This window comes from Clostridium arbusti SL206 (assembly GCF_000246895.1).
In the GTDB taxonomy this organism is placed as follows: Bacteria; Bacillota; Clostridia; order Clostridiales; family Clostridiaceae; genus Clostridium_I; species Clostridium_I arbusti.
In genome coordinates, this window is sequence record NZ_BAEV01000019.1 from 1 (window position 1) to 21,850 (window position 21,850).

The window sequence follows — 21,850 nt, forward strand, 5'->3', positions numbered from 1 at the left end:
ATAAATAACTATCAAGATTTATTTGTTTTTTGAACTCATCTAATCCTACTCTATCTATGTAACTTCCTAATCTTTCTCTAACAGTTGCATTTTCGTCATATACTTGAATGATTTTTTCTATTAAATCATATATTTTTTCTTCTGATACACAAGGAGCTATTTTATCTGCTATTCTTGGCTTAGCTCCACCTTTTCCGCCAACATAAAGCATCCAGCCTTTTCCACTTCCTATTAATCCTATATCCTTAAATGAACTGTCTGCGCAGCTATGGGGACAACCACTTACACCTACTTTAAATTTATTAGGTAATTTTTTTCCATGATATAGACTATCTAATTTGGATCCAACTTTTACTGAATCTTGAAGACCTCTTTTACAAAAAGTAGTTCCTGGACATACCTTTACACTTCTTACGCATAAACCTATTGCTGCACCAGGATCCATGCCTAAATCTTCCCAGACATTATCTAAATCTTCTTCTTTTAATCCAACTATTGCAATTCTTTGAGCTCCCGTAACTTTAATAGCTGCTGAATTATATTTTTCAGCTACATTTGCAATATTTCTTAAAATATCTGGAGTTACAATTCCAGCCGTCAAATGTGGTGCAATTGCATATGTTTCCTTATCTCTTTGTAATATTGCTCCTTTTTCTAATAAATCAGTTTTCATTCGTATAACCTCCCGAGCTTGTTTTTTTATATACATTATTAACTAATTAATCCAGTTTAATTGTATCATATTTATATAATAATTCAATTTTAATTCGATACTTTTTATGATAACTTTTATGCGCTAAGATACTACATACATATCCTATATACATTGTGCGCAATGAACCTATAGGCATTACAGTATTATCAATCATCATATCCATCACTTCTACCATTTTTGCTTTCACGAAACATTTTAATAAACAGAAACGTATATAGAGTGAAAGAAAGCAGAAGGAAGAAACCTATTATAATCATAAGAGAATCTACTATTGTTAGCGATAATGTAGGAATAGCAATCAATATAAACATAAGTGCATAAAAAACTGCTGTTGAAATCTTGCCAAACCACTTAGCTCCATCAAGCTTTCTATTTCGTCTCAAAAGCAATAATCCACAAAAAAACATGAACAATTCCTTTATCACCAAAATAATTGTGAGAATCAGCATGCCTTTAAAACGAAATGTAAGACTTAGCACAACAGCCGCCTGGGTAAGCTTGTCCGCAATTGGGTCTATTAGCTTGCCAAATTCTGTTATCATATGATATTTTCTTGCAATAAAACCATCAGCAAAATCGGTAATTCCTGAAATCAAAATAATCAAAGCAGAAAAATAATAATCTTTAGGTTCTACAGCATGTATATATGTCATTATAAAAACCGGTATTAGAGCTAGCCGAAGATAGCATAGGATATTTGGAACATTAAAAGTCTCCTTTAATTTTAGTTTCATTACTATCACTCCCCGATTTAATCTTCGTTTTATTAAATAAAGATAGATTTTTCCCAGGCCATAAACATACACTCATGAAAAGTTCCCCCCAGTCATTTTTTATACATTGCCATTATACCATTTTTAACTTAACAACAATATATCATAAAAAATTATAATGAGCATTAACACGTATATTAATGTGCTAATGCTCATTATAAGTAATCAGTTTTTCTTTTTCATCAAACTCATTCTTTAAGGTTTTATTTATGGAATAAATAAGATGTGCTGTTGGTAAAAGGAAATTTTCACCCTCAAAAGTTACTTCAAAATTGAAGCACCTTAATTTTACTTTATTTATAATTTATTCATTGCTACTTTCAATTTTAGGAGTTTGTCCTTCTTTTGCGGCTAGAATATTGCCTGATTGTGCCTTTGATATTTCTTCTGCTAAAGCTAGTATAGCTTCCATAAGTTTTGGTGATTCTAATGTAATTTTTAAGTTAATATCCATATACAACCCCTCTTATTTGATTTCTATTTTTCTTAAAAATTTATTTTATAAATATATATATGCCTTTAGCTATCTTTTTTCTTATAAAATAATAATAATTTTATTATAATGTGAAAATATATCTTCTATTTAAATATACTTTAGGCATCTTCAAATAAATAACTAGTCAGTATACTAGTATATTTTACTTGTTATTTATTTTCACATGCCTTAGCTTCTTCAAGTAAAATAACCATTTACATCCAAAATAAAAAGACACACATTAGGTATGTCTTTTTATTGTTATATTTTATTCTTCAAATAATATCTGATTTTTATACTTGTAAAAAAATTTGTTTAAATCTGCTCTGGTTCCTGGTTCATCATGGAATATCCGCTTCTTATAGACTCATTAATATTTGATGTATCATCTTTTATTTCAATATTATTAAGTTTTTTTACTACACCATAAGGTTCCTTCAGCGAAAGCTTATCTCCTCTTCCAGAAATAACCCATAAAGTTTTATATCCTCTGGGTGCTGCTTGAAGCTTATCTTCACCTTTGCCATCAGTAAAGTAAACTAACAAATTAATCTTATTATTATTAGCATATTCAAAAACAGGATTAAATCTGGTGCCTCCCATTATATTTATTCTATCTCTTATATCCTTTACGGATTTGATTTTATACACCCGTCTGATTTCATTGTCACATTCTATGATGGTAATTTCATGATTATAGTTTTTTACTATACTCATTATCTCTTTAATGGCCTGATTAAATTCTTCATCACTAATACTTCCGCTTATGTCAATAGCAACAGCAATTTTTGCCTTATAACTCCTAAGTTGTCCTCTTAAATCCAACCTAGCAGGCTGCCTTCTGTTTCTTCTAGTTATAGTTTTCTTTTTATTGCTAAGAACAGTTCCCATTAACCTTTTAAGATATAAATTCCAAGGCAGCTCACCGTTACTGTTTTTAAGTGATGATATCATATTGTCTAAATAGTCAGGAATTGTGCCCTTATGAGAACTATTGATAAACTTCTCAGTAAATTCTTTAAGTGTTTTTTCATCTATTTCACTTGAATCCTTCCAAATGTCATGGGTGTTTTCAGGATTGTATTCAGTTTCTGTTTTTTCATCTTTGCTATCATGATCCTCTGGGCCATCTTTACCTTCTTCTTCTACTAAGTCTATGGCAATTTGAAGCTTTTCTGCATAATATTCGAATGGCCTATATGGCAAGAGTTTTAAAGCATATTTTAAATTTACCCAATCTAAAGTAGTAGCATATGGGGGCAGATTATCTAAATATGTATTTACTACTATATCCATTGCCATATTAACAGCCAGTGTACTATAGTCTCTTTTAAATTCTTTTGCCCTTATTAAATGCATGGATAATATATGAAGTATTTCGTGTTTGATGGTGCTTTCCATTTGTTTTATATTGAGATTTAAAAAAATTATTGGATTAAAATATATAACATATTTAGCTCCTTTAAAATTCACAGCAGTAGGACTGCTTATATCAAATCTTATTTTTCTTGACATCTGAAACAAAAAATATCCATAAAAATTATCTTTGTCCTTCATAAGACTTAAATTAACTTTATCTACAAGGCTAAAAAACTCTTTTTTAAAATCTTCTAGTACATTTTTATCAGCTTTATTATTCTTATAATTTGTTTTGAAAGAAGCATCTGCAATTTTATTTACTTTTTCGTAAAGTTCTTTTACCTTATTCTCAAAATTACTTTCCATAAAATATCACCTTATTAAATTATAGGATTCAAAATAGGATTCTACAAAATCTTCATTTTCAATGGCATGTTTGTATATTTCACTATAACTGTTTCTAATATCCTTCATAATTCCTATCCTTAAATCTGCAGGATATATTTTTAAAAGCTCATTAAGTCTGTTAGTATAATAATTTGAATCATAATTATTATTGTTTATATTTGCTTCCAAGTTTTTCAGAATATTCTTTGCAGATAGATAAAGTCTTGTATGACTTTCGTTTTTTACTCTTTCTATAATAACTCCACTTAGAGAATCTCCTGAAAAAACATCTTCATAGGATATTAGTGGATTATAATCTGATTCAATAAAGCTGACAAACTCTTCAGCAATTAATTTTCCTACATTCCCTTTTATAACATTTAAAAAAACAGCTCTAGGTATTGAAGATTTTTTCTCTTTATAAATTTTATAAGCACCAGAAATTCTCTCATAGCTTCTTGGAGTTGCCATTATATCATCTTCATTTATTTTATATAAATATTCCGGAAAGGTTCCGATAAACTCTATAACCTTTTGGTCAATTTCTGCATTTGCTGCCCAATCTAACCACTGAATATAATCAGCCTCCATATATAGCCATACAAATCTGTTTTCCTGTGCTGTATCCATGTCTACAACCTGATAATCATAGCCATGTTTACTTGAAGGATTCATAGCTGCTAATATTTTTACACTTTTATGCAACTTATATCCATTAATTTCCCTATTTAGTATTAAGTTCATAAGTTCCTGTTGCACTGTATGTTCACAGCGATTTATCTCATCTATAAATAAAAGAACTGTTTTGTCTTTGGATATTTCTTCATCAATTTCCCTTAGCTTATTATGCACTGCATATACCGTGGTCTTCTTTAGTTGCTTTTCTCCTTTATTATTAACTCCTTCATAGGCTTCTATAGTTGGAAGGCCGCCTATTTCACCTTCTTTAAGGAGATTACCATCAATTACAACTAAACTAAAGTTATTTTCTTCAGCAATTTCTCTTGCTAAAGCTGTTTTTCCTATTCCGCTTTCACCAACTATTAATGGAACTTCCCCAGTAGCTAGTACTAATTCAACACTTTTTAATGTATCCGTAAAATTCATTATACCCCCCCTATACAACCTTCAGCTTTTCATCTACAGTTATTTTTTTAGCCTTTTTACTTCCGTATTTGTAAATAAACATTATCTTATCCTCTGGTATAATGTGATTATTCTTATCCATATTGTTATAATTTAAAAAATCTCTCACATATTTTTCATCAACATCTTCCTTTGATAATTGCTCCTTTAACAGTTGTTCTAATTCATCTTTAGTTATTTCTTTAATAAAATATTTAATCACTAAAAAATTTACCTTTAAAAATTCTAATATTCTATTCTTATCTAAATTATTTATAAGATTAATAGCTTTGTAATTATTCTTTACAGCTATAAACTCTGCATTATGAGAAGGTGAATTTATATATCTCAATGCGTCATAGCTTATTTTTACAGCCTCTTCTTGTACACTCTCAAAGGGCTCTTTAATAAACTTTATTGACTCGTAATTTTTTCTTACAGCCAATAACTGCAATTCCTCACTTGGATTATTAATATATTTAATAGCCCATCCAGCTTGATTTATAGCTAATTTAATTAATTTATCCGTTGGATTCCTAATAAACTCCAAATTAGTCCATCCAGAATTTATTGCTTTTATCATCATATCTTCTGAAGGGTTATCTATAAATTCAATAACTCTTCCATTATTATCTATAGCTGCTTCTTGTATCTCTCTGGTTGGATTATTTATATTTTTTAATGCAAGTCCATTTTCTTTAACTGCCAATAGCTTCATCTCATCTGTAGGATTATCTATATGTGCTATGGCATAAGGATTTTTCTTTATTATTTCCATAAGCTTTGATTCTTCCATAATATTTCTTTCCTTCTTTAAGGCACCTTCAAATAAATAACTATTCAGTATGCTAGTATATTTGACTTGTTATTTATTTTCATATGCCTAATTTAATATAAATTATTATACCACTGTATAGAAAAATAATGTAGTGTGAGGGAACACAAAACACACTCAATTTATAAATGATAGAAAGATAAAAATTCCACTACCTACTTTCAGCAGCTCCCTCTGGATCTGCTGTAATATGTATACCTCCTGCAATAACTGTTACTCCACGATTTTTGAACTCCTTTGATATTTCCACCGCTCTATTCATAACATCTACAGTGACAGTTATTGCTACCAAATCAACAGGTCCATCAAAATCTATCTTTTCAACATTTTCATTCTCAATAATAACTTCATGCTCTTTTGGCGTAAGATTTGCTATTGTTAATAAAGCTAATGAAGGAGACATTCTTGTTTTTAACTTTGTATCCATAGGCCTTGGCCGCATTGCAGGTTGAATTAATTTAATCCTCATACATTACCTCCTCAAATAAACTTTACTCAACATTTAACTAATCTACTTGCAGTATTCAACTTCTCATTTATGAATCATTTCTATATTCTAAAATATCACCTGGTTGGCATCCCAAAGCTTTGCATATTGCCTCTAAAGTTGAAAATCTAATAGCTTTTGCCTTTCCGTTCTTTAGTATAGAGAGGTTTGCCATGGTTATTCCAACCTTCTCTGTAAGTTCTGTTACACTCATTTTCCTTTTAGCCAGCATCACATCAATATTGATTATAATTGCCATATTATTCACCTCACACCGTTAAATCATTTTCTAATTTTATATCAATAGCATCTTGTAAAAGCCTTTGGAGAATAGCAGCAAAGACTCCAACCACAGAAGAAGCAAAAATAAAAATCACTGGGAATCCCATGAGACCTGGGGCGTCGTCTGCATCCGCTATAGGAAATACCAATGGTATAAGTGCTACATATATAATACTGATTGTAATTGCGCAGTATTTGATATACTTTAAAGCCTTTACAGATAATTCCGAGAAAGCTTTGTTCTTGTCAATATAGCTTAAAAGTTTTAAAACTTGATATAGAGCAAAGAAAAATGTTATCGAAGTTACATACACACCAATTAAAATGGGATAGTGTAAATAATCTGCAGCTGAAGGCAACCAAAATATACACAGAGCAAGAACCGGAATTCCAATAAGAATCACAGCTATCCTTAAGAAAATTGTTGAACATCGTTTCATAAAAAGCACCTCACTTATATATTATTGATTTGATTTTAACACGTGTTTTATTGTTTTACAATATATTATTATTGAATTTAATTATTTATTTATTGTTATTATCTTCTAAATTTAGCCCTCCAATTTTTTCAATTCTTCTAGTGTATCTAGAGCAATGATTTTTTCCCCATGAAGAATAGTGATTTTATCTGCAAATTGTTCTGCTTCTTCTAAATATTAAGTCGTTAAGAATACGGTAGTTCCTGCAGCTGATAACTCTTTTACAATCTTCCAAACTTCTAAACGTACTTCTGGATCAATACCTGTTGTTGGCCCATCTAGGAAAATAATCTTTGGATTTCCCACAAGACTCATTGCGATATCAATTCTTCTTTTCATACCTCCAGAGTAAGTACCCACTCTGCGGTCTGCAGCTTCTGACATACCAAAATAATTAATTAACTCATCTGCTACTTGATTTGGATTTTTAAGATGTCTAAGTTTTGCTATCATTTGAAGATTTTCACGTCCAGTCAATATTTCATCAATAGCAGCAAACTGACCAGTAAGACTGATAGAACCTCTAATGTCCCCTGGATTTTTTCCAATATCAAAACCATTGATCACAACACTTCCAGCATCTGCTTTAAGTAAAGTAGCCATGATTCTAATCATCGTTGTTTTTCCTGCTCCATTAGAACCTAGTAATGCAAAGATACCTCCCTGCTCTATTTCAAAATCTACTCCTTTGAGTACTTCTACATCTTTGTAAGATTTCTTTACCCCTTTAATTTGTATGATATTTTTTTTCATTTTCTTTTCCTCCTCTACAATATAGTAACCTTACTCAAATCTGCATCTAATCCTTTCAATGCAGCTTGAGTAGTTATCATAAAAAAAGAGCCGACAACTGTGATTTCACTCACATGTTATCGGCTCTGCGTCTTAGCGTCTGGCTCTTTGATAACTGATATATTCAGTTGTTTTACATTGATTATCGTTTCCTGTTTACACTTGGGACAAAATAGTGGGAAGTTTTCAAGCACCGTATCATCACGTATCTTGACCCTTATTTTGTTGCCACAGACCTTTCACTTCAATTGCTTTTTCAATCCCGATATCTCCCTTTTACTTTGTTTTATCCGTAACCTTTTTCATGGCCTTGTTAACTTCTTGGTCAACAGATTCTTGATAGATGTCAGCGTAAGTTTTTGAATCTTTGATTAGATCGTCGCAGAAAGCCGCTACATCACTGCCCGTCACTTCGAGCACGCCTTTCCCCAAGGCCGCTCCCTCTTCAAAAAGATCGATAATCCCCGAGAGTAACCCTGTCCCGTCAGTTAGCTCAACAGGTCCGACCTTAAAGAGATATTTTTGAATCTCTTTATAAACAATCTTATAATCTTGCGGGAGCGCTTTGACACGTGCCACGTGCGCTCGCCACTCTTTTTTGCCTTCGATGATACCTTGTATTCTCATTTTATCCTCCTATTTACCTAATTTTTTAGCGATATTATTATTGAGTTGCTCGCGCCACTTGTCGCGAAAAGACTTTGCCCCTTCTTCGCCGGCCAGCGCTGAACAGAAGCCTTTGATATCGTCACCCAAAACCTCTTGGACACTCTGACCGTCCGCCGCCGTTTCTTCGAGCATGCCAAGCACACCGTCAAGAATTGGCATGAGGTTGCGACCGGTAAAATCTGAGTGCGACCAAAGATTGGCATTAATTTTTTCCCATGCCACTTGATAATCAGCCGGCAGCTTTTTGGCTCGCGATTCAAAAGTTTTCAATTCTTTAGTCATGTCGCTCCCTGTAATCTTTTCCCAAAAATTCATTATTTTTTCTCCTTTAACTCATTAATTTTTGATGATACGAATTCCCATCTTTCCCAGAACCTCCGCAGCTCCTCACGCCCCGCGTCGTTGAGCGTGAAAAACTTTCGCGGCGGCCCCATATCGGATGGCTTTTTCGTAATTTCCACCAGCTTGTTTTTCTCAAGGCGAACCAATATGGTATAAACTGTCCCGTCTACAATATTCGAAAATCCGAGCGCATTCAGCCTCCTCGTAATCTCGTAACCGTATATTTCCTCATGGCTGATAATTTCAAGAACACAGCCTTCCAGTACACCTTTTAACATTTCTGTAATATTTTCCAGACAAATCACCTCTTCACTATCTAGTATTACATGTATTCAGTATTACTTACTACTACTATATAGTATCGCGTAGTAGTGGTAGTGTCAATATGATATATATTTTTTTACGTTTATTTTTACCAATTAAATTTAAAACAATACTAAAGATGAGAACAATCACCTTATAATAGTGCCAGTAGAAGCTAAGCTCAAATATGAGTGCCTTTTTACTTGATAAGCCCACTGCCATCACTAAATATGACGAGCAACTGGTAATGCGGTTGCTTGAAAAGATGATAGTATTTCATGATAAATTTACGGTAGAATTTAAATCTGGTGTTACCGTAGATATAAGTGAATAGAGATAAAACAAGTAAGGCACTCTACGCTGTTTAGTTATAGCATAGAGTGCCTTGAAAACAGAAAAAGAAGAATCCCAACCACTAGATATTTGGCATTTAACTCACTCCATCTCTATATTTAACGTTTGATTGTATTCAAATTCTATATAAGGGAGCGTTTTCCTCTATCAACACAAACAAATTCGCAAAAACCTAAACCTTAACACAAATATCCTTAGTTCTGCGTATTTGTACAACCCTCTAACCCAAAAATCCCCTCAAACGTAGTCTGAGGGAAGATAAAACACACTTCAATATTTACTTGAAATCCGTAAAGCCTTTGATATCAGCCTATTTCTTTACTATCCTCACCACACACTCGAGGTGTGTCTGAGCAAAGTAGTGATACTGAAACGCGGAATTATTGTACTTATACCCAGGGGTCTTTTTAGGGAGCGGGGGTCGTGATTAATTTTCATTTCTTAGATCTTTTAACAATCCTTCAAACCATTGAACATTTACTAAGTGATGAGAAAGTGAATTTTCCAACATTTTTTTAAAATAAGTGGGGATAGTCTCATTATGTTCAAGCGATTGTTCTAATAAAAAAATTTTCTGATTAGTTTGTTCGATTTGTATTTCTATTAGCTTTTTTAGTTCCTCGCTTTTATATTCATTAGCAAATAGCATTGCTGCATAAAAAGATAAATTTACATACTCAGTCTTAGAGCCATACTTATACATCAATTTTTCAAATTCTTTATCCCCTAGTTCAGTGATGATATAATTACGCGTCTCTCTAGTATTGTCTAATTGGTCAACTTTTTTAATATATTGTTTTTCTTCTAATTGTTGAAGATTATAATAGAATGACCCTTTAGTGAAATTCACTATATATTTATAGTGTCTCTCTTCCATTAATGCTAATAATTCGTATCCGTAAGAACCTGGGTTTTGTTTTAATAAACCTAAAATTAGTAATGGTATCAAAAAAAACATCTCCTTTATGTCCTTCAAAATTATATTAATAGTTATTTCATAATTATAAGGTTTAATCATTGTTGATTTGCATGACTTGAGATGCGAATTCATCATATGATATTTTTCCTAATGCAAAATCCATACTTCTTATATATATCTTTTCTGCTTTGGTATGTGTTCTGGCATGATTTAAATTTAGCAACTCATTTTCATTAATCAATGGCTTCAATACATGTTGCCTATTAGAAAAGGCCTCAAAATATCGTAAACCAAATTTTCTTTGAGAAATTGCATCAATATGAATACCATCAGGATTAGAAGTTAAACCTAAAGCAGTGACAAAGTAACAATTATCTTGTTCAAAAGCAAATTTTTCTAACTCTTGATTAATGAAATTATATTCAGTACAGCTTTTTCCAAATCCTTCTTTGCCTAAAAAATCTCCTAAACCACCAATAATAATTGGAATATCTGGAGCATTCAACCCCTTTCTAAGAGCCTCAATAATTAAAAGTAACTTTTTATAATATACTTTGTAGTTACCATTAACACTATCACATTCTCCTTGATGCCATAGAATTCCTGTTAACTCACTACTTTGCATAGCAAATTTAGCTTCAGTTATTGCATGTCTAAAAAGCACTTCGTCTACAGCCCACTCATCCAGTGAACTTCCACCTTCAGCACAAGGAATTAAGCCAATAATATCTTCTTGATTTTGACGACACCATGCATCTGCAAATGAACCCGCTAGACTTATTCCCGAAACAGGACGGTCATAATTGATGGGCTCAGCCATCATTTGCCATCTACCATTACGCAACATTTGTATTCTTTCATTATAAATCGGGGGTACTTCATGAATAAACCCCCGTCCAGCCATATTTGACTGTCCTAACATTAAAAACGATTTAATCACTTTTTTCATCCTCTCTTTTATTTAATATTTATGAAGAAATGTTTCCAGTTCTCAATAAATACTAAGTAGTTACTTATTTAATTCATTGCTTCAGTAAATTTTCCTAGATATCAAAAATCACCAAATTTGTCATTAGTCTAATTAGACTAATGACACTTAAATATTATAGTCTAATTAGACTAATTGTCAACTATATTTTTTCAGAAGTAGAGTAAAAATATAGTTTAGACGATGCAGAGACATATTCATTGCTATCTCATGTCGATTAAGAACGAAAGCAAGGAACCAAGCTATGATGTCCTATTCCGTCTTATCGGTGAATTAGGTATATCTGCAGAAATGTTTCTTTACAAGATTTACCGAAACTAATTTTCTTTGCAAAATTGAAATTTATTATTGGTAATTTCCAAACTCACGTGAGCTATTTCGAAATTCAGTTGGAGTCATGCCTCTTTTAGCAGTAAATTGTTTTATAAAGTACGTATCATACTCAAACCCAGTAGCACGTGCAATTTCGCTCAAGCTCATACCTGTATGCGTCAGAAGATTCTCTGCAACTTTTAAACGATATGACAATAAGTATCCCATTGCTGTACATCCACATAAATCCTGAAACATTTTATTTAGTGACACGCGATTCAAATGAGCACATCTTGTTAAGTCTTCTAAACTTATTTTATCAGAATAGTTTGTGTGTATATATTCCAAAACTAAGCCAACAGGTGATTGTTCGCTATGGTGGTTCAACTCTTCAAGTAACCCTAATATTTGTATTAGGTACTTTTTTATTCTGCACACCCAAAGTGAATCGCTCTGTGCATATACCTCTGTTCCTATAACAAAGAACCACTCATATAATTTGGGATAGGATTTCTCGGTTACATTATGTACCCCATTATGAATATTATCTTTTTTAAAAAGCGAAAGACCTGTTTCTATTTTTAAACTGGTTGACATATAGCCCTGGGCTTCAGAAAAATGAGCTGTATTAAAAAAATCAGGATGGAAACAAAATGACTGTGAAGATACATTTTGCTTTTCGGAAACTTGTATGGTATCCTCCATAGACAAACAAAGAATACTTGGAGCAACAATTTTTATGGGATGGTCATTCAGTTGTAAATTCATACTTCCACTTGTAATAAAAATTATAGTGAATCTCTCCTTATATGGGAGATTACTAAAACTTTCATCTGCAATAAATTCAATATATACAGTTCTATTCTTATGACGGTCCATTTGGGGCATAAATATTCCTCCATTAACAAATAGTATAGTTTAAAGCTTCATTTATAACATTGTATCATAATTTTCAAATGATATACTGTTAATAATTACTGAAGAAAAGTTATGGTTAACAAATTTTGCTATAACTTATTGAAAGGAGAATCATTATGTCTATTGAACCCTTCAATATCCAAGTATCTGATGAAGTACTCGATGATTTAAAATACAGGCTAGAACATGTCCGCTGGCCTGATCAGTTAGAAGGCTCAACTTGGGAACGAGGTACTGATATACATTATTTGCAATCGCTGGTTTCGTATTGGCGGGAACAATTTGACTGGCGTGCACAAGAAACCGAGTTAAACCGCTTTTCTCAGTTTCGCTGTAATGTAAATGGGATAGATATTCACTTCGTACATGAGCGTGGTAATGGGCCTAGTCCTATACCAATTATTCTTGCTCATGGATGGCCTGACAGTTACATACGCTATCAAAAGATTATTCCTCTTCTTACAGATCCTGCCCATTACGGCGGCGATCCCGAAGACTCTTTTGACGTAATTGTCCCTTCACTACCTGGATTTGGCTTCTCTAGCCGCCCTAAACATAGTGGTGTCAACAATTATGGTGTTTCTGAGCTCTGGGCAAAACTAATGACTGAAAAACTTGGCTATAGTAAGTTCGCTGCTGCAGACGGAGATGTTGGTTCAGGTGTTACAAGATATCTGGCATTAAACCATCCCGAACTTCTAATGGGAATCCACCTTACCGATATTGGTATCATTAGAGATCTCATGATTTCACAGGATGAAGAACTTTCAGAAGAAGAATTAAACTATAAGAAAAGTGCCCCTCTATGGATTTCTAACGAGGGAGGTTATATGTCTATTCAATCCACAAAACCTCAAACTCTGTCATATGGACTTTCTGACTCACCAATAGGTTTGGCTGCTTGGATTATCGAAAAATTTCGTGCATGGAGTGATTGTAATGGTGACTTACAGCAAAGATTTAGCAAAGATGAATTACTAACTAATATAATGATCTATTGGGTTACAAATACCATGGGATCATCAGCGCGTATATATTATGAAAACATGCATTCTTTGCCACCAATGGGACATATAGAAGTACCAACAGGAATAGCTCTTTTCCCTGCAGATATATTGTTGCCACCAAAAGAGTGGGCTATGCGCAATCTGAATATCACTCGCTTAACTACAATGCCAAGTGGTGGACATTTTACTGCCATGGAAGAACCTGAACTTTTAGCTGAAGAAATTCGAGCCTTCTTCAGACCATATAGAACTAAAACCAAAAAGTAATATTGGACTTCCTTTTAACCCAATTGCGGAAATAATATATATTTTTCATATAATGTAAAAAAACAGTATCTCCTACTTTTATAATTACTCACTCAAACAACTTATTCATTCCAGAAAACAAAGTTTTTGTAAAAAGTAAATAGTATTATTAACATAGTTTCACCTCACAAAAAAACACGCAGAGTATTTTACTTTGCGTATTTAAAATATTTATATTATCTTAATTCAATGTGAATTTCTTTACCTAATCCCTTTGCAAGTTTGCTTAGAAAGTCTAAAGAGGGATTGTAATTACCACTTTCAAGCCTGCTTATATTTGATTTTTGTGTCCCTATACGAGAAGCCAATTCTTCTTGAGTTAAATTTAACTCTCTTCTTGCCTTTATCACTTCTGAAATCAGTTCATAACGAGGTCTCAAATTTTCATATTCCTCTTTAAATTCCTGATCTTTCATAAGCTCTTCCTTAATCGTTAAAAAATCAACACTTGCTCTACTCATCTTCACACCTCTTTTCAAAATCACTTTTATATTTTCTTGCTTTATCAAGTTCTGTCTTTGGAGTTTTATTTGTCTTTTTTAAAAAACCACTCAATAATATAAATGTGTCTCCATGATAAGTGAACTAAAATATTCTCATAGAATAAATCAATAATCTCATTATGAATTATTTTCCAAGTCACTGTTACCTTGGCGAAAGAGAGATGACTGAGCTTGCTACTGGATTCCCAAAGTCTTGATATTATTGGTATTTTCATTGTGTTTACCTCCTCTAAAAATGTGTATAAAAAAAGCACCTGTTATTATCAGATGCTTAATTGTAATTATCTATTCAATATCTATAATTTCATCAAAATCTACATCTATACTATCCTTATGCTTTGTTTTGTAAAACTCAACATCTACAGTTGGTAATTTTTTTAGATGATTTTTCAAACGTACTGCTGATGGTTTGAAAGTTGCATATGTAAGCCCTCCTGAAATAACACCACCTAATACTGGCACTATTTTGCTAACTCCCTTTGCAAAAATTTCTTTTGTCATTCTTACTCCTAACTTTTCAGCTATCTTCTTCACAATAGGATAAATCATTCCTTTTGTTAATGCTTTATTTGCTAGAGATTTCTCACCTTTCACGGCTGCACTTTGTGCTAATTTAGTAATAGCTGAATTAGCGGAATTCACTCCAAACATAACACCTATAAATAAAGTAAGTTGATTAGTAGTATCGTCATCAAAATCGCCATTTGAATTATATAACTCTTTCCAACCGTATAAATATATTAACTTCTGAAGTATTCGAATTATGTGTGCAAAGTATTGTGTCGTATCAACAGGCACAGTTCCAATCATTGCAAAACCTCCTGGAATTCCAGCAACTGCTGAAATTGCGGTAACTTTGTTAGTTTCATAACTTATACATGATTTTGCAATTTTTTCTAATTGAGTTACTGTTATTCCTGCACTTGCTGGATTTTTTTCTATAGCCATATCTACAACATTTGCTGGAAATTCAATTGATAGCTCCTTTCGCAAAAAATCATTTCTTCTTATTTGCACCCCTGGAACATTCATTGCAGCTTTTAATATCATAAAAAATTTACTATCATTTGATATGTTAACACTGGTCTCCATATGTTCAACTCCCTAACGATATATTTAGTAAATTATAACACATTAGTAGCATTAAAAACATCATTAACAATAAAAGTTTACAGTATCAAAATGTCTCTTTCATCATAAATACTTCCACTATTTCCACCATGTCTTATTGCTCTATCCATAGCCATTATCAAAGCCACAGCTCCATCTATCTTCTCTGTGCTTTTTTCTTTATCAGTTTTAATATTTCCAGCAGGGTCATTTTTTACATAAATGTTATCCATCATCCATCTAAGTACTGGATTTTCTCCATGTCCTATCTTCTTTTCAAGAGTTAGCTTCCATTAATTCCTTAGAAGATGGTGACATATCTTTATAGCCTTGTCCAAAAGGAACCACTGTAAATCCCATTCCCTCAAGATTCTGCACCATCTGTACCGCTCACCACCTGTCAAAAGCTATTTCTTTTATATTATACTTAGTACCTAATTCTTTAATAAAAGCTTCTATGAATCCATAGTGAACAATATTCCCTTCAGTGGTTTTTATAAAACCTTGCTTCTCCCATACATCATAAGAAACATGATCTCTTCTTACTCTTAGCTTCAGATTATCATCTGGTATCCAAAAGTAAGGCAGTACTATATATTTTTCATCAGATGTTCTTGGTAGAAAAACTAAAACAAAAGCAGTTATGTCTGTAGTACTTGAAAGGTCAAGTCCGCCATAACATTCTCTGCCTCTTAAGAAATCTATATCTATATTAAAATCACACTCGTCCCATTTATCCATCTGCATCCAGCGAGTTGATTGTTTTACCCATCGATTTAATCTTAGCTGTCTGAATAGCAAGCATAAACTTCTAGTTTAAGCTATGGTACCTGACCCCATAGGAGGTGACTGGAAGTCACCTCCTTGCTATTAATCCAATGCTGTCTGTATTGTTACTTTTATTGCCATCATTCTTTGGTGGAACATAACCACCTTTAAGCCTTTCATTGACTTTCTGTTCAATAACCTTATTAATGTTAGCTACCAGCACATCTGAATTTTCCCTAATAGCTTCAATATCCTCACCAAAAACAAAATCCAGTAAATCAAGATCATATTGTTTATCCTTGAAATACTGGATTTTTTCTAGTTTAAGTTCTCTATCTCGCAATTCATTTTCTTTCTGCTGTAAAATTTCCTCTTGAGTCATTTCTGACTTTTTCTTTTCCTCCTCAAATTTTGTTTTAAGCTTTTTTTCAGTACTCTTTACTGCATCTGAAACTCTTTTATCAGCATAAGACTCCATATACTTTTTGAACTCAGGATGATTTAATATCCCTTCAATATTAATATCACCCCCACCTTGAGTGTCCAGATTTTCTGTACCCTCAGTATTTTGTTTTTCTTTGTTTTCTTCCATAAAAAATTCCTCCTTGATTTTATTATTTTTTGTTTGAGTTATTGAATCTTCCCCTTGGTAGTTGAAGGTTTCAATCCCTCGATAATATAGAAAAGACACCCGATTATGGATGTCCAGTTTTGCTTAAATTTTAATTTTTATTAAATACACTTATTAATATCAATACTGTTTTTTTAATATTATTTAATCATATAAATTAAATACACTACTACATTTATAGATAGCTTCATAAACATATATTATGAATTTTATAGGGAGGTTTATCATGATAGATCTTTTCACATTATTACAATCAATAATTAAGTTTATAAATCCATCACATTTAATAAATAAATTAGCATTCCTTACATTTCCTATTTGGATTTTGTACAGATTTTTTCCTAGTAATTATCTTAATGTAAAAAATTCTCTTTTATTAACCCCTAAAAATTTAAATGATTTAATATATTTTATAAACTATATAATTAATGTCCTGTTATATATTAATTATATAGTTATCTTTTTATTATTAATTTTAATGATAGCTTCTATAATTCAAAATATTATAAAATTTTTATCATCATTATTTGGAATATATATTAGCTCAAGCAATAATTTTAGAAAAGAATTTGCTAAATTGATAATAAAATTGTTTGTATTTTTTTCTATTTACATAGTGAGCATCAGTATGTACTCTGACTTATTTATATCTTATAATACAGCATTAAAAATCATTTATCGAACTAATGCTTATTGGGTTTCAGTCTTTCCATTTTCAGTTTTTATAATTATCTTCGTTCTTGCAATAATATCACCACTTCGTGACTAATTTTTAATATGCATATTTAATCCCAATACTTTCAGCCCAAGATTTATAATCAGTATAATCAATAATAGGTTTCTCCCCATCCTTGCCTTTTATATTTTCTCTTTTAACTGTTGGATTCCATCCTTCAACTACTGGAACTATACAACTTCGGCAATTTACATGAGTATCTTCTGGAATTATAGGATGCTCATCTTTAGAAAATCTTTTACCATCCAAACCAATACATATTTTAGATGTTTTATTATCTAAGGTGGCATCAAACATTACTTCTACAACTGCATCAGTTTTTCTATATATTTCATCTTGTGCTGACCCTACACATCTTGATACTTCATTGTAAATAAGTCTTCTTGATTCATATGCACTTACTCCATAATCTTTTTTTATTTGATCTGCTAATTTATCAATTGGTATTCCTTCAATAACTGCACTTTTAATATCATCTCTCACTCTATTCAATAACTTCTTCTTATTTGACCAAATCCTATCTGAGAACATTTCCCCTTTTATTGGCATTTTAATTGCACTCTCAATAAATTCAGTAGTAAGCAGTGGGAATTTTAAATTAATATCCATTCCTCTATCTATCTCATAGGCTGTTTTATAATAACTTTCACCAAAAACTTCTTTGAGTAATCCTGTAGTTTCTGTCTCATCAACATCTCCAAGTTTTCTCATTTCATCAATAAGTTTCTTTTCTATGTACAGCAATACATTTGCTCTTTGCTTTTCACTAACTTTTAAAACTCCATCTACCGAATATTTTAAATATAATTGAGCTATTTCATTTTTTATATTTTCAAGGCTTTTCTTATATTCTTTTAGGATTGTATTTATTGGTGCTGCTACTTTCTGTTCCATCTCAACTCTTATATCTTTAATCCCTTTACTTAAATCATTGTCCTGCATCAGTGTTCACCTTTTCCAAATCAATCATATTATAATCCTGCTCATTCCTGTATTTTTCAAGTTCCAACTTTGGATTTTCAACAAAATTAAGAAGTGAAAGAGCTGTTTCCTGAGAAATAACACCTTTTAATTGTGTGATTATTTGAGCAGTAGTAGCTAAATCTACAGGAAGATTTCTAGTAAACTTTATAGATATATCCCTATAATCAAAATACTTACCTGTTTTCTTTTGTATAAATAAAAAAAGTTCCTTAGCCTTTGCTTTAGAACCTTCTCCATTATACTTTCCTTTAAGGAACATCTATTTTCAAGATTAATTAATTTATTTTTTAATGCCAATGATAATGTATTACTAGCCCAATTCTCATTAAAATTTACCTGGTCACTTAAATCATAAATTTTCTTTTCAATATTATTTAGTTCATTTTGAACAAAAGAATCATTAATCTCCTTTGTAAGAAAATATACATTAGCATTTGATGGAACTTGAATAATCCCCATAGACTTCATTTTAGCTAAATCTTCTTCCTCAATAGTTGGCCCTTCAATACAAATATAGCTATTTCTAAAATCAGCAATCTCATTTACTAGGTCAGAGTTTAAAGCATTATAAGCATCCACTAAAGAAATAATATCCTTAAAACCACAATGCTTTTCTGTATTAGCTGTACAAGTAACAATAGGCACTCTATCAAATATGTGTGCATCTTCACCTAAGCTGATTAATTCTCCTGTCTCTATCCTATAATGATAGATATAATTTTGAAAATAAACATCAAGGTATTCACTTGTATCAAATTTTTTCTTGAAATTATGTATTGCTAAAATAACATTGTCATCGGCAGTTCCATCAGTTAGTACATAGCAATTTGTTGGATTTAAGACCATAGCACTAAATTCTCCATCAGCATTTATATATTGAAGTTCATAGCTTTCACCAAATATTTCACTCTGTTTTCTCAATTCTTGATTATGATGTTTATCCCAATGACTTAAATTTATATCTATATAACTAATAGCTTCATCATTGTCACTTTTAAAAACATAATTAACTGGTTCTCCTAAAATATAACCTACTTCATTATCCACAAACTTTTTAGGATATGTAAAAACTAATTTCATGTTGCTGCGTGAATCCTGCATTCTGTAGTTTTTTAGAATGGAATGGTTGCCTTCGTAGTAGTCTTTATATATGCTTATGTTGCTGATTTTCTCTTAATTCCTGTAAGCAGTCTTTTATTAGTTGTTCTGTTAAATTCAATATGTACCATCTCCTTTGAAAAAATTACAAAAGCCTACGTATTAATAATATGCATAGACTATTTGAATATTATTTAATTTAAATTTTATAAAATAAAGTGTTGGCTAAATAGCTTATATAACTTTGGATTCAATTGTAGAAATTATTTTAGCAATTAACCTAAGCATTCCTATAATATACTTTTCGAAGAATTGAAACATATTCCTTTAATTGATCATAAGCTTGAGAAATTTTCTCATAGCCATTATCCTCAAGTGATTTATATAGTGAAATATATTTTTCCGAAATTCCGTTCATAGACATAATTATTAATTCGATAGATTTTTGCTTATCGATATCATCCCTGAACAATGTATAGTCGATATCCTCCACAGTTAATCTATACCCTTCAGCATATAATTTGTTATATCTAATCTCAATATCAGTCTTTAATTCTTCTGGGATATTTATAAATGCAGATGCAAAGAACTGATAAACTACTGGTTCATCCATAGCAATAGAAAGCTTTAATCCAGCCCATTCTAAAATACGTTTAAGAATGTCAGGATTATTTATCTTCATTTTTTTTACCATTAAGTTCACATAGAAATTAATGGTATAATCTAGAATATAGAGGTACAGCTTTTTCTTGTTATCAAAATAGTTAAATAGAGAACCTTTTGAGATGCCTGCATTTAAAACTATATTGTTAGTAGAAGCATTAATATAGCCATTTTTACCAAATTCTTTTATGCAGACATCAATTATTTTCTTCTTCTTTTCTTCTGGAAGTTTTTCAAAATTAGCACACAATTACTTCACCTCATATTATTTGTTTATCAGCATTTAGTTATAAAAATTCATGGATTTCTGATGGCAAAGGCTGGTTATTTATCCATGCATCCAGTACTTCATTAAATAGTTTTGGATTAGCAAGGGAAGCACCATGATTTACATGAGGCATAATATATCCTTTGCAGTTTGAATTTGATTTCACCAAGGCAATTAATGATTTTTTCATGAAGCTTGGTTCCTTAGAACCTATAAGAACTAATGAAGGAACAGTCATTTCTTTAAAAGCATCAGGTAATTTATAATCAAAATATCCAAGCATAAAAGTTGAAAGTGTTTTCGCGGTAATTGACTTAGTATCCTTATAGTATGTTTCAAAACAACTATCACTAATATACATATATTTAGCTTGAAACCTAGCAAATTTTCTGTTGCTGGCAAGAGGTATTGACCACTTTACCATTAATGGTATCATAGACTTTAGTAGTTTAAAAGGTATGACAAGACCACTGTTTATCAATGCACGCTCAACTAAATCCGGTCTTATGCTAAGAATATCCACAACTATTTGTGCTCCCAAGGAGAGACCTACAAGAATAACTTTTTTTCCCTTTGCTTTTGTTTCAATAATTTCAATGACCTTTTCGGTACAGTCCCTGGTTGATATGTACTCTTCATGTTTGCTATTTCCATGACCAGGCAAATCAGGAGCCAAACAATAATATTGATTTTTAAAAAATTCAACTTGAGTATCCCACATCCAACTACTGAATCCTCCTCCATGAATAAAAACTATGGATTTTCTTGATTTATTACCTATCTCACCACAAAATAAAGCCATTATGAATCACTCCTTTTTTGACCACACGGTCATTTAATATGTATATTATAATATCATTATGACCATATGGTCAAGTTATAATGTAAACTTATTTTTTAGAACAGAGTATAGCTTGATATTATTTCTATTGCAGCTTCAAAACTTTTTAATACATTTAGAATAATAAATTCCTATCAAAGAATTTCAACTTCTTCATTCTCTGTAATAATTGAACTGCTCCATATAAACTATCAGGAGCATCATCATGTTTTGCAAATTTGTTATAGTCCTTAACTTGGTTATTGTAGGCTCTATTATCAACATTAAATAAAATATGTCCTTTTTTAATCTCTGATTCAAGACTTATTATTTTTTCATGTTTTTTACCTTTACTATTTACACTTTCAACTGGTATATAAATTTTATTCTTCCATAATTCTTCTTCAAATTTCTGCTTCATATAAGATTGTGCCTGTATGGC

Annotated in this window: 25 protein-coding genes and 5 pseudogenes; 2 read left to right on the forward strand and 28 right to left on the reverse strand. The window is 31.5% G+C overall.

Annotation, left to right across the window (positions count from 1 at the left end):
- The 14 genes and pseudogenes from RH99_RS05345 to RH99_RS05400 form a co-directional block, all read right to left on the reverse strand.
- Positions 1-673 (reverse strand): ferredoxin-like domain-containing protein (locus RH99_RS05345; protein ID WP_010234991.1); only part of this gene is annotated, 673 nt, incomplete at its 3' end.
- Between the two features lie 188 nt (positions 674-861).
- Positions 862-1,449: a CDP-alcohol phosphatidyltransferase family protein gene (locus tag RH99_RS05350; protein ID WP_010234993.1), complete on the reverse strand. Its 588-nt coding sequence runs from the start codon at positions 1,447-1,449 to the stop codon at positions 862-864.
- A 343-nt stretch (positions 1,450-1,792) separates the two neighbouring features.
- Positions 1,793-1,942: a hypothetical protein gene (locus RH99_RS19190; RefSeq protein ID WP_158511936.1), complete on the reverse strand. Its 150-nt coding sequence runs from the start codon at positions 1,940-1,942 to the stop codon at positions 1,793-1,795.
- Positions 1,943-2,278: 336 nt separating this feature from the next.
- A complete protein-coding gene (locus RH99_RS05355; protein ID WP_010234995.1) occupies positions 2,279-3,688 on the reverse strand; it encodes a vWA domain-containing protein in 1,410 nt (469 codons plus the stop codon).
- Between the two features lie 6 nt (positions 3,689-3,694).
- A complete protein-coding gene (locus RH99_RS05360) occupies positions 3,695-4,816 on the reverse strand; it encodes an ATP-binding protein (RefSeq protein WP_010234998.1) in 1,122 nt (373 codons plus the stop codon).
- Positions 4,817-4,826: 10 nt separating this feature from the next.
- Entirely contained in the window at positions 4,827-5,630 is an 804-nt protein-coding gene (locus RH99_RS05365; protein ID WP_010235000.1) for a hypothetical protein, read from the reverse strand.
- Between the two features lie 196 nt (positions 5,631-5,826).
- Positions 5,827-6,138: pseudogene (locus RH99_RS05370) on the reverse strand (B12-binding domain-containing radical SAM protein); the annotation flags it as partial.
- Between the two features lie 67 nt (positions 6,139-6,205).
- Positions 6,206-6,415, reverse strand: coding sequence for a helix-turn-helix domain-containing protein (locus RH99_RS05375; protein ID WP_010235006.1), 210 nt, complete (start codon positions 6,413-6,415; stop codon positions 6,206-6,208).
- A gap of 10 nt (positions 6,416-6,425) precedes the next feature.
- Positions 6,426-6,878: a DUF2975 domain-containing protein gene (locus tag RH99_RS05380; protein ID WP_010235009.1), complete on the reverse strand. Its 453-nt coding sequence runs from the start codon at positions 6,876-6,878 to the stop codon at positions 6,426-6,428.
- Positions 6,879-6,989: 111 nt separating this feature from the next.
- Positions 6,990-7,670 (reverse strand): annotated as a pseudogene (locus RH99_RS05385) (ABC transporter ATP-binding protein).
- A 116-nt stretch (positions 7,671-7,786) separates the two neighbouring features.
- A pseudogene (locus RH99_RS18540) lies at positions 7,787-7,945 on the reverse strand (cysteine-rich KTR domain-containing protein); the annotation flags it as partial.
- A 40-nt stretch (positions 7,946-7,985) separates the two neighbouring features.
- The gene (locus RH99_RS05390; RefSeq protein ID WP_010235014.1) at positions 7,986-8,336 is read right to left on the reverse strand and encodes a DUF1048 domain-containing protein; all 351 of its coding nucleotides are present in this window, start codon (positions 8,334-8,336) and stop codon (positions 7,986-7,988) included.
- A gap of 9 nt (positions 8,337-8,345) precedes the next feature.
- Entirely contained in the window at positions 8,346-8,693 is a 348-nt protein-coding gene (locus RH99_RS05395; RefSeq protein ID WP_010235016.1) for a DUF1048 domain-containing protein, read from the reverse strand.
- Positions 8,693-9,016, reverse strand: a complete 324-nt coding sequence (locus RH99_RS05400; RefSeq protein WP_026038406.1) for a PadR family transcriptional regulator — start codon at positions 9,014-9,016, stop codon at positions 8,693-8,695. Before RH99_RS05400 ends, RH99_RS05395 begins: the two co-directional genes overlap by 1 nt.
- 194 nt (positions 9,017-9,210) lie before the next feature.
- Between RH99_RS05400 and RH99_RS05405 the strand changes: the two genes are divergently transcribed.
- Positions 9,211-9,357 carry a hypothetical protein gene (locus tag RH99_RS05405; protein WP_010235021.1) on the forward strand — a complete coding sequence of 49 codons (147 nt, stop codon included), beginning with the start codon at positions 9,211-9,213 and terminating at the stop codon, positions 9,355-9,357.
- Between the two features lie 447 nt (positions 9,358-9,804).
- Here the strand turns inward: RH99_RS05405 and RH99_RS05410 are convergent, their stop codons facing one another.
- From RH99_RS05410 to RH99_RS05420, 3 genes are all read right to left on the reverse strand, one after another.
- On the reverse strand, positions 9,805-10,326 hold the full coding sequence (locus tag RH99_RS05410) for a PadR family transcriptional regulator (RefSeq protein ID WP_026038407.1): 522 nt from the start codon (positions 10,324-10,326) through the stop codon (positions 9,805-9,807).
- A 61-nt stretch (positions 10,327-10,387) separates the two neighbouring features.
- Entirely contained in the window at positions 10,388-11,236 is an 849-nt protein-coding gene (locus RH99_RS05415) for a sialate O-acetylesterase (protein ID WP_010235026.1), read from the reverse strand.
- Between the two features lie 393 nt (positions 11,237-11,629).
- Positions 11,630-12,484: a helix-turn-helix domain-containing protein gene (locus RH99_RS05420; protein WP_010235028.1), complete on the reverse strand. Its 855-nt coding sequence runs from the start codon at positions 12,482-12,484 to the stop codon at positions 11,630-11,632.
- Positions 12,485-12,630: 146 nt separating this feature from the next.
- Here RH99_RS05420 and RH99_RS05425 point away from each other — a divergent pair, with 146 nt between their 5' ends.
- Positions 12,631-13,788 carry an epoxide hydrolase family protein gene (locus RH99_RS05425; RefSeq protein ID WP_010235030.1) on the forward strand — a complete coding sequence of 386 codons (1,158 nt, stop codon included), beginning with the start codon at positions 12,631-12,633 and terminating at the stop codon, positions 13,786-13,788.
- A 215-nt stretch (positions 13,789-14,003) separates the two neighbouring features.
- On the opposite strand, the gene RH99_RS05430 is transcribed toward RH99_RS05425, so the two are convergent.
- The 11 genes and pseudogenes from RH99_RS05430 to RH99_RS19655 all read right to left on the reverse strand — a co-directional run bounded on the left by RH99_RS05430 (position 14,004) and on the right by RH99_RS19655 (position 21,829).
- A complete protein-coding gene (locus RH99_RS05430) occupies positions 14,004-14,288 on the reverse strand; it encodes a helix-turn-helix domain-containing protein (RefSeq protein WP_010235032.1) in 285 nt (94 codons plus the stop codon).
- Positions 14,281-14,382, reverse strand: a complete 102-nt coding sequence (locus RH99_RS19645; protein ID WP_010235034.1) for a type II toxin-antitoxin system RelE/ParE family toxin — start codon at positions 14,380-14,382, stop codon at positions 14,281-14,283. Before RH99_RS19645 ends, RH99_RS05430 begins: the two co-directional genes overlap by 8 nt.
- The gene (locus tag RH99_RS19650; RefSeq protein ID WP_010235036.1) at positions 14,354-14,545 is read right to left on the reverse strand and encodes a hypothetical protein; all 192 of its coding nucleotides are present in this window, start codon (positions 14,543-14,545) and stop codon (positions 14,354-14,356) included. The genes RH99_RS19645 and RH99_RS19650 overlap by 29 nt, the downstream gene beginning before the upstream one ends.
- Positions 14,546-14,615: 70 nt before the next feature.
- Positions 14,616-15,422 carry a hypothetical protein gene (locus RH99_RS05435; RefSeq protein ID WP_010235038.1) on the reverse strand — a complete coding sequence of 269 codons (807 nt, stop codon included), beginning with the start codon at positions 15,420-15,422 and terminating at the stop codon, positions 14,616-14,618.
- A gap of 77 nt (positions 15,423-15,499) precedes the next feature.
- Positions 15,500-16,238: pseudogene (locus tag RH99_RS18555) on the reverse strand (terminase TerL endonuclease subunit); the annotation flags it as partial.
- Between the two features lie 58 nt (positions 16,239-16,296).
- Positions 16,297-16,800 carry a capsid assembly scaffolding protein Gp46 family protein gene (locus tag RH99_RS05445; RefSeq protein ID WP_010235042.1) on the reverse strand — a complete coding sequence of 168 codons (504 nt, stop codon included), beginning with the start codon at positions 16,798-16,800 and terminating at the stop codon, positions 16,297-16,299.
- A gap of 811 nt (positions 16,801-17,611) precedes the next feature.
- On the reverse strand, positions 17,612-18,517 hold the full coding sequence (locus RH99_RS05455; RefSeq protein ID WP_010235046.1) for a minor capsid protein: 906 nt from the start codon (positions 18,515-18,517) through the stop codon (positions 17,612-17,614).
- Positions 18,504-19,726: pseudogene (locus RH99_RS05460) on the reverse strand (phage portal protein). The gene RH99_RS05455 and the pseudogene RH99_RS05460 overlap by 14 nt, the downstream one beginning before the upstream one ends.
- Positions 19,727-19,937: 211 nt before the next feature.
- Positions 19,938-20,570: a TetR/AcrR family transcriptional regulator gene (locus RH99_RS05465; protein WP_010235048.1), complete on the reverse strand. Its 633-nt coding sequence runs from the start codon at positions 20,568-20,570 to the stop codon at positions 19,938-19,940.
- Positions 20,571-20,607: 37 nt separating this feature from the next.
- On the reverse strand, positions 20,608-21,390 hold the full coding sequence (locus RH99_RS05470) for an alpha/beta fold hydrolase (protein WP_010235050.1): 783 nt from the start codon (positions 21,388-21,390) through the stop codon (positions 20,608-20,610).
- A 154-nt stretch (positions 21,391-21,544) separates the two neighbouring features.
- A complete protein-coding gene (locus RH99_RS19655) occupies positions 21,545-21,829 on the reverse strand; it encodes a hypothetical protein (protein WP_243441452.1) in 285 nt (94 codons plus the stop codon).
- Positions 21,830-21,850 lie beyond the last annotated feature (21 nt).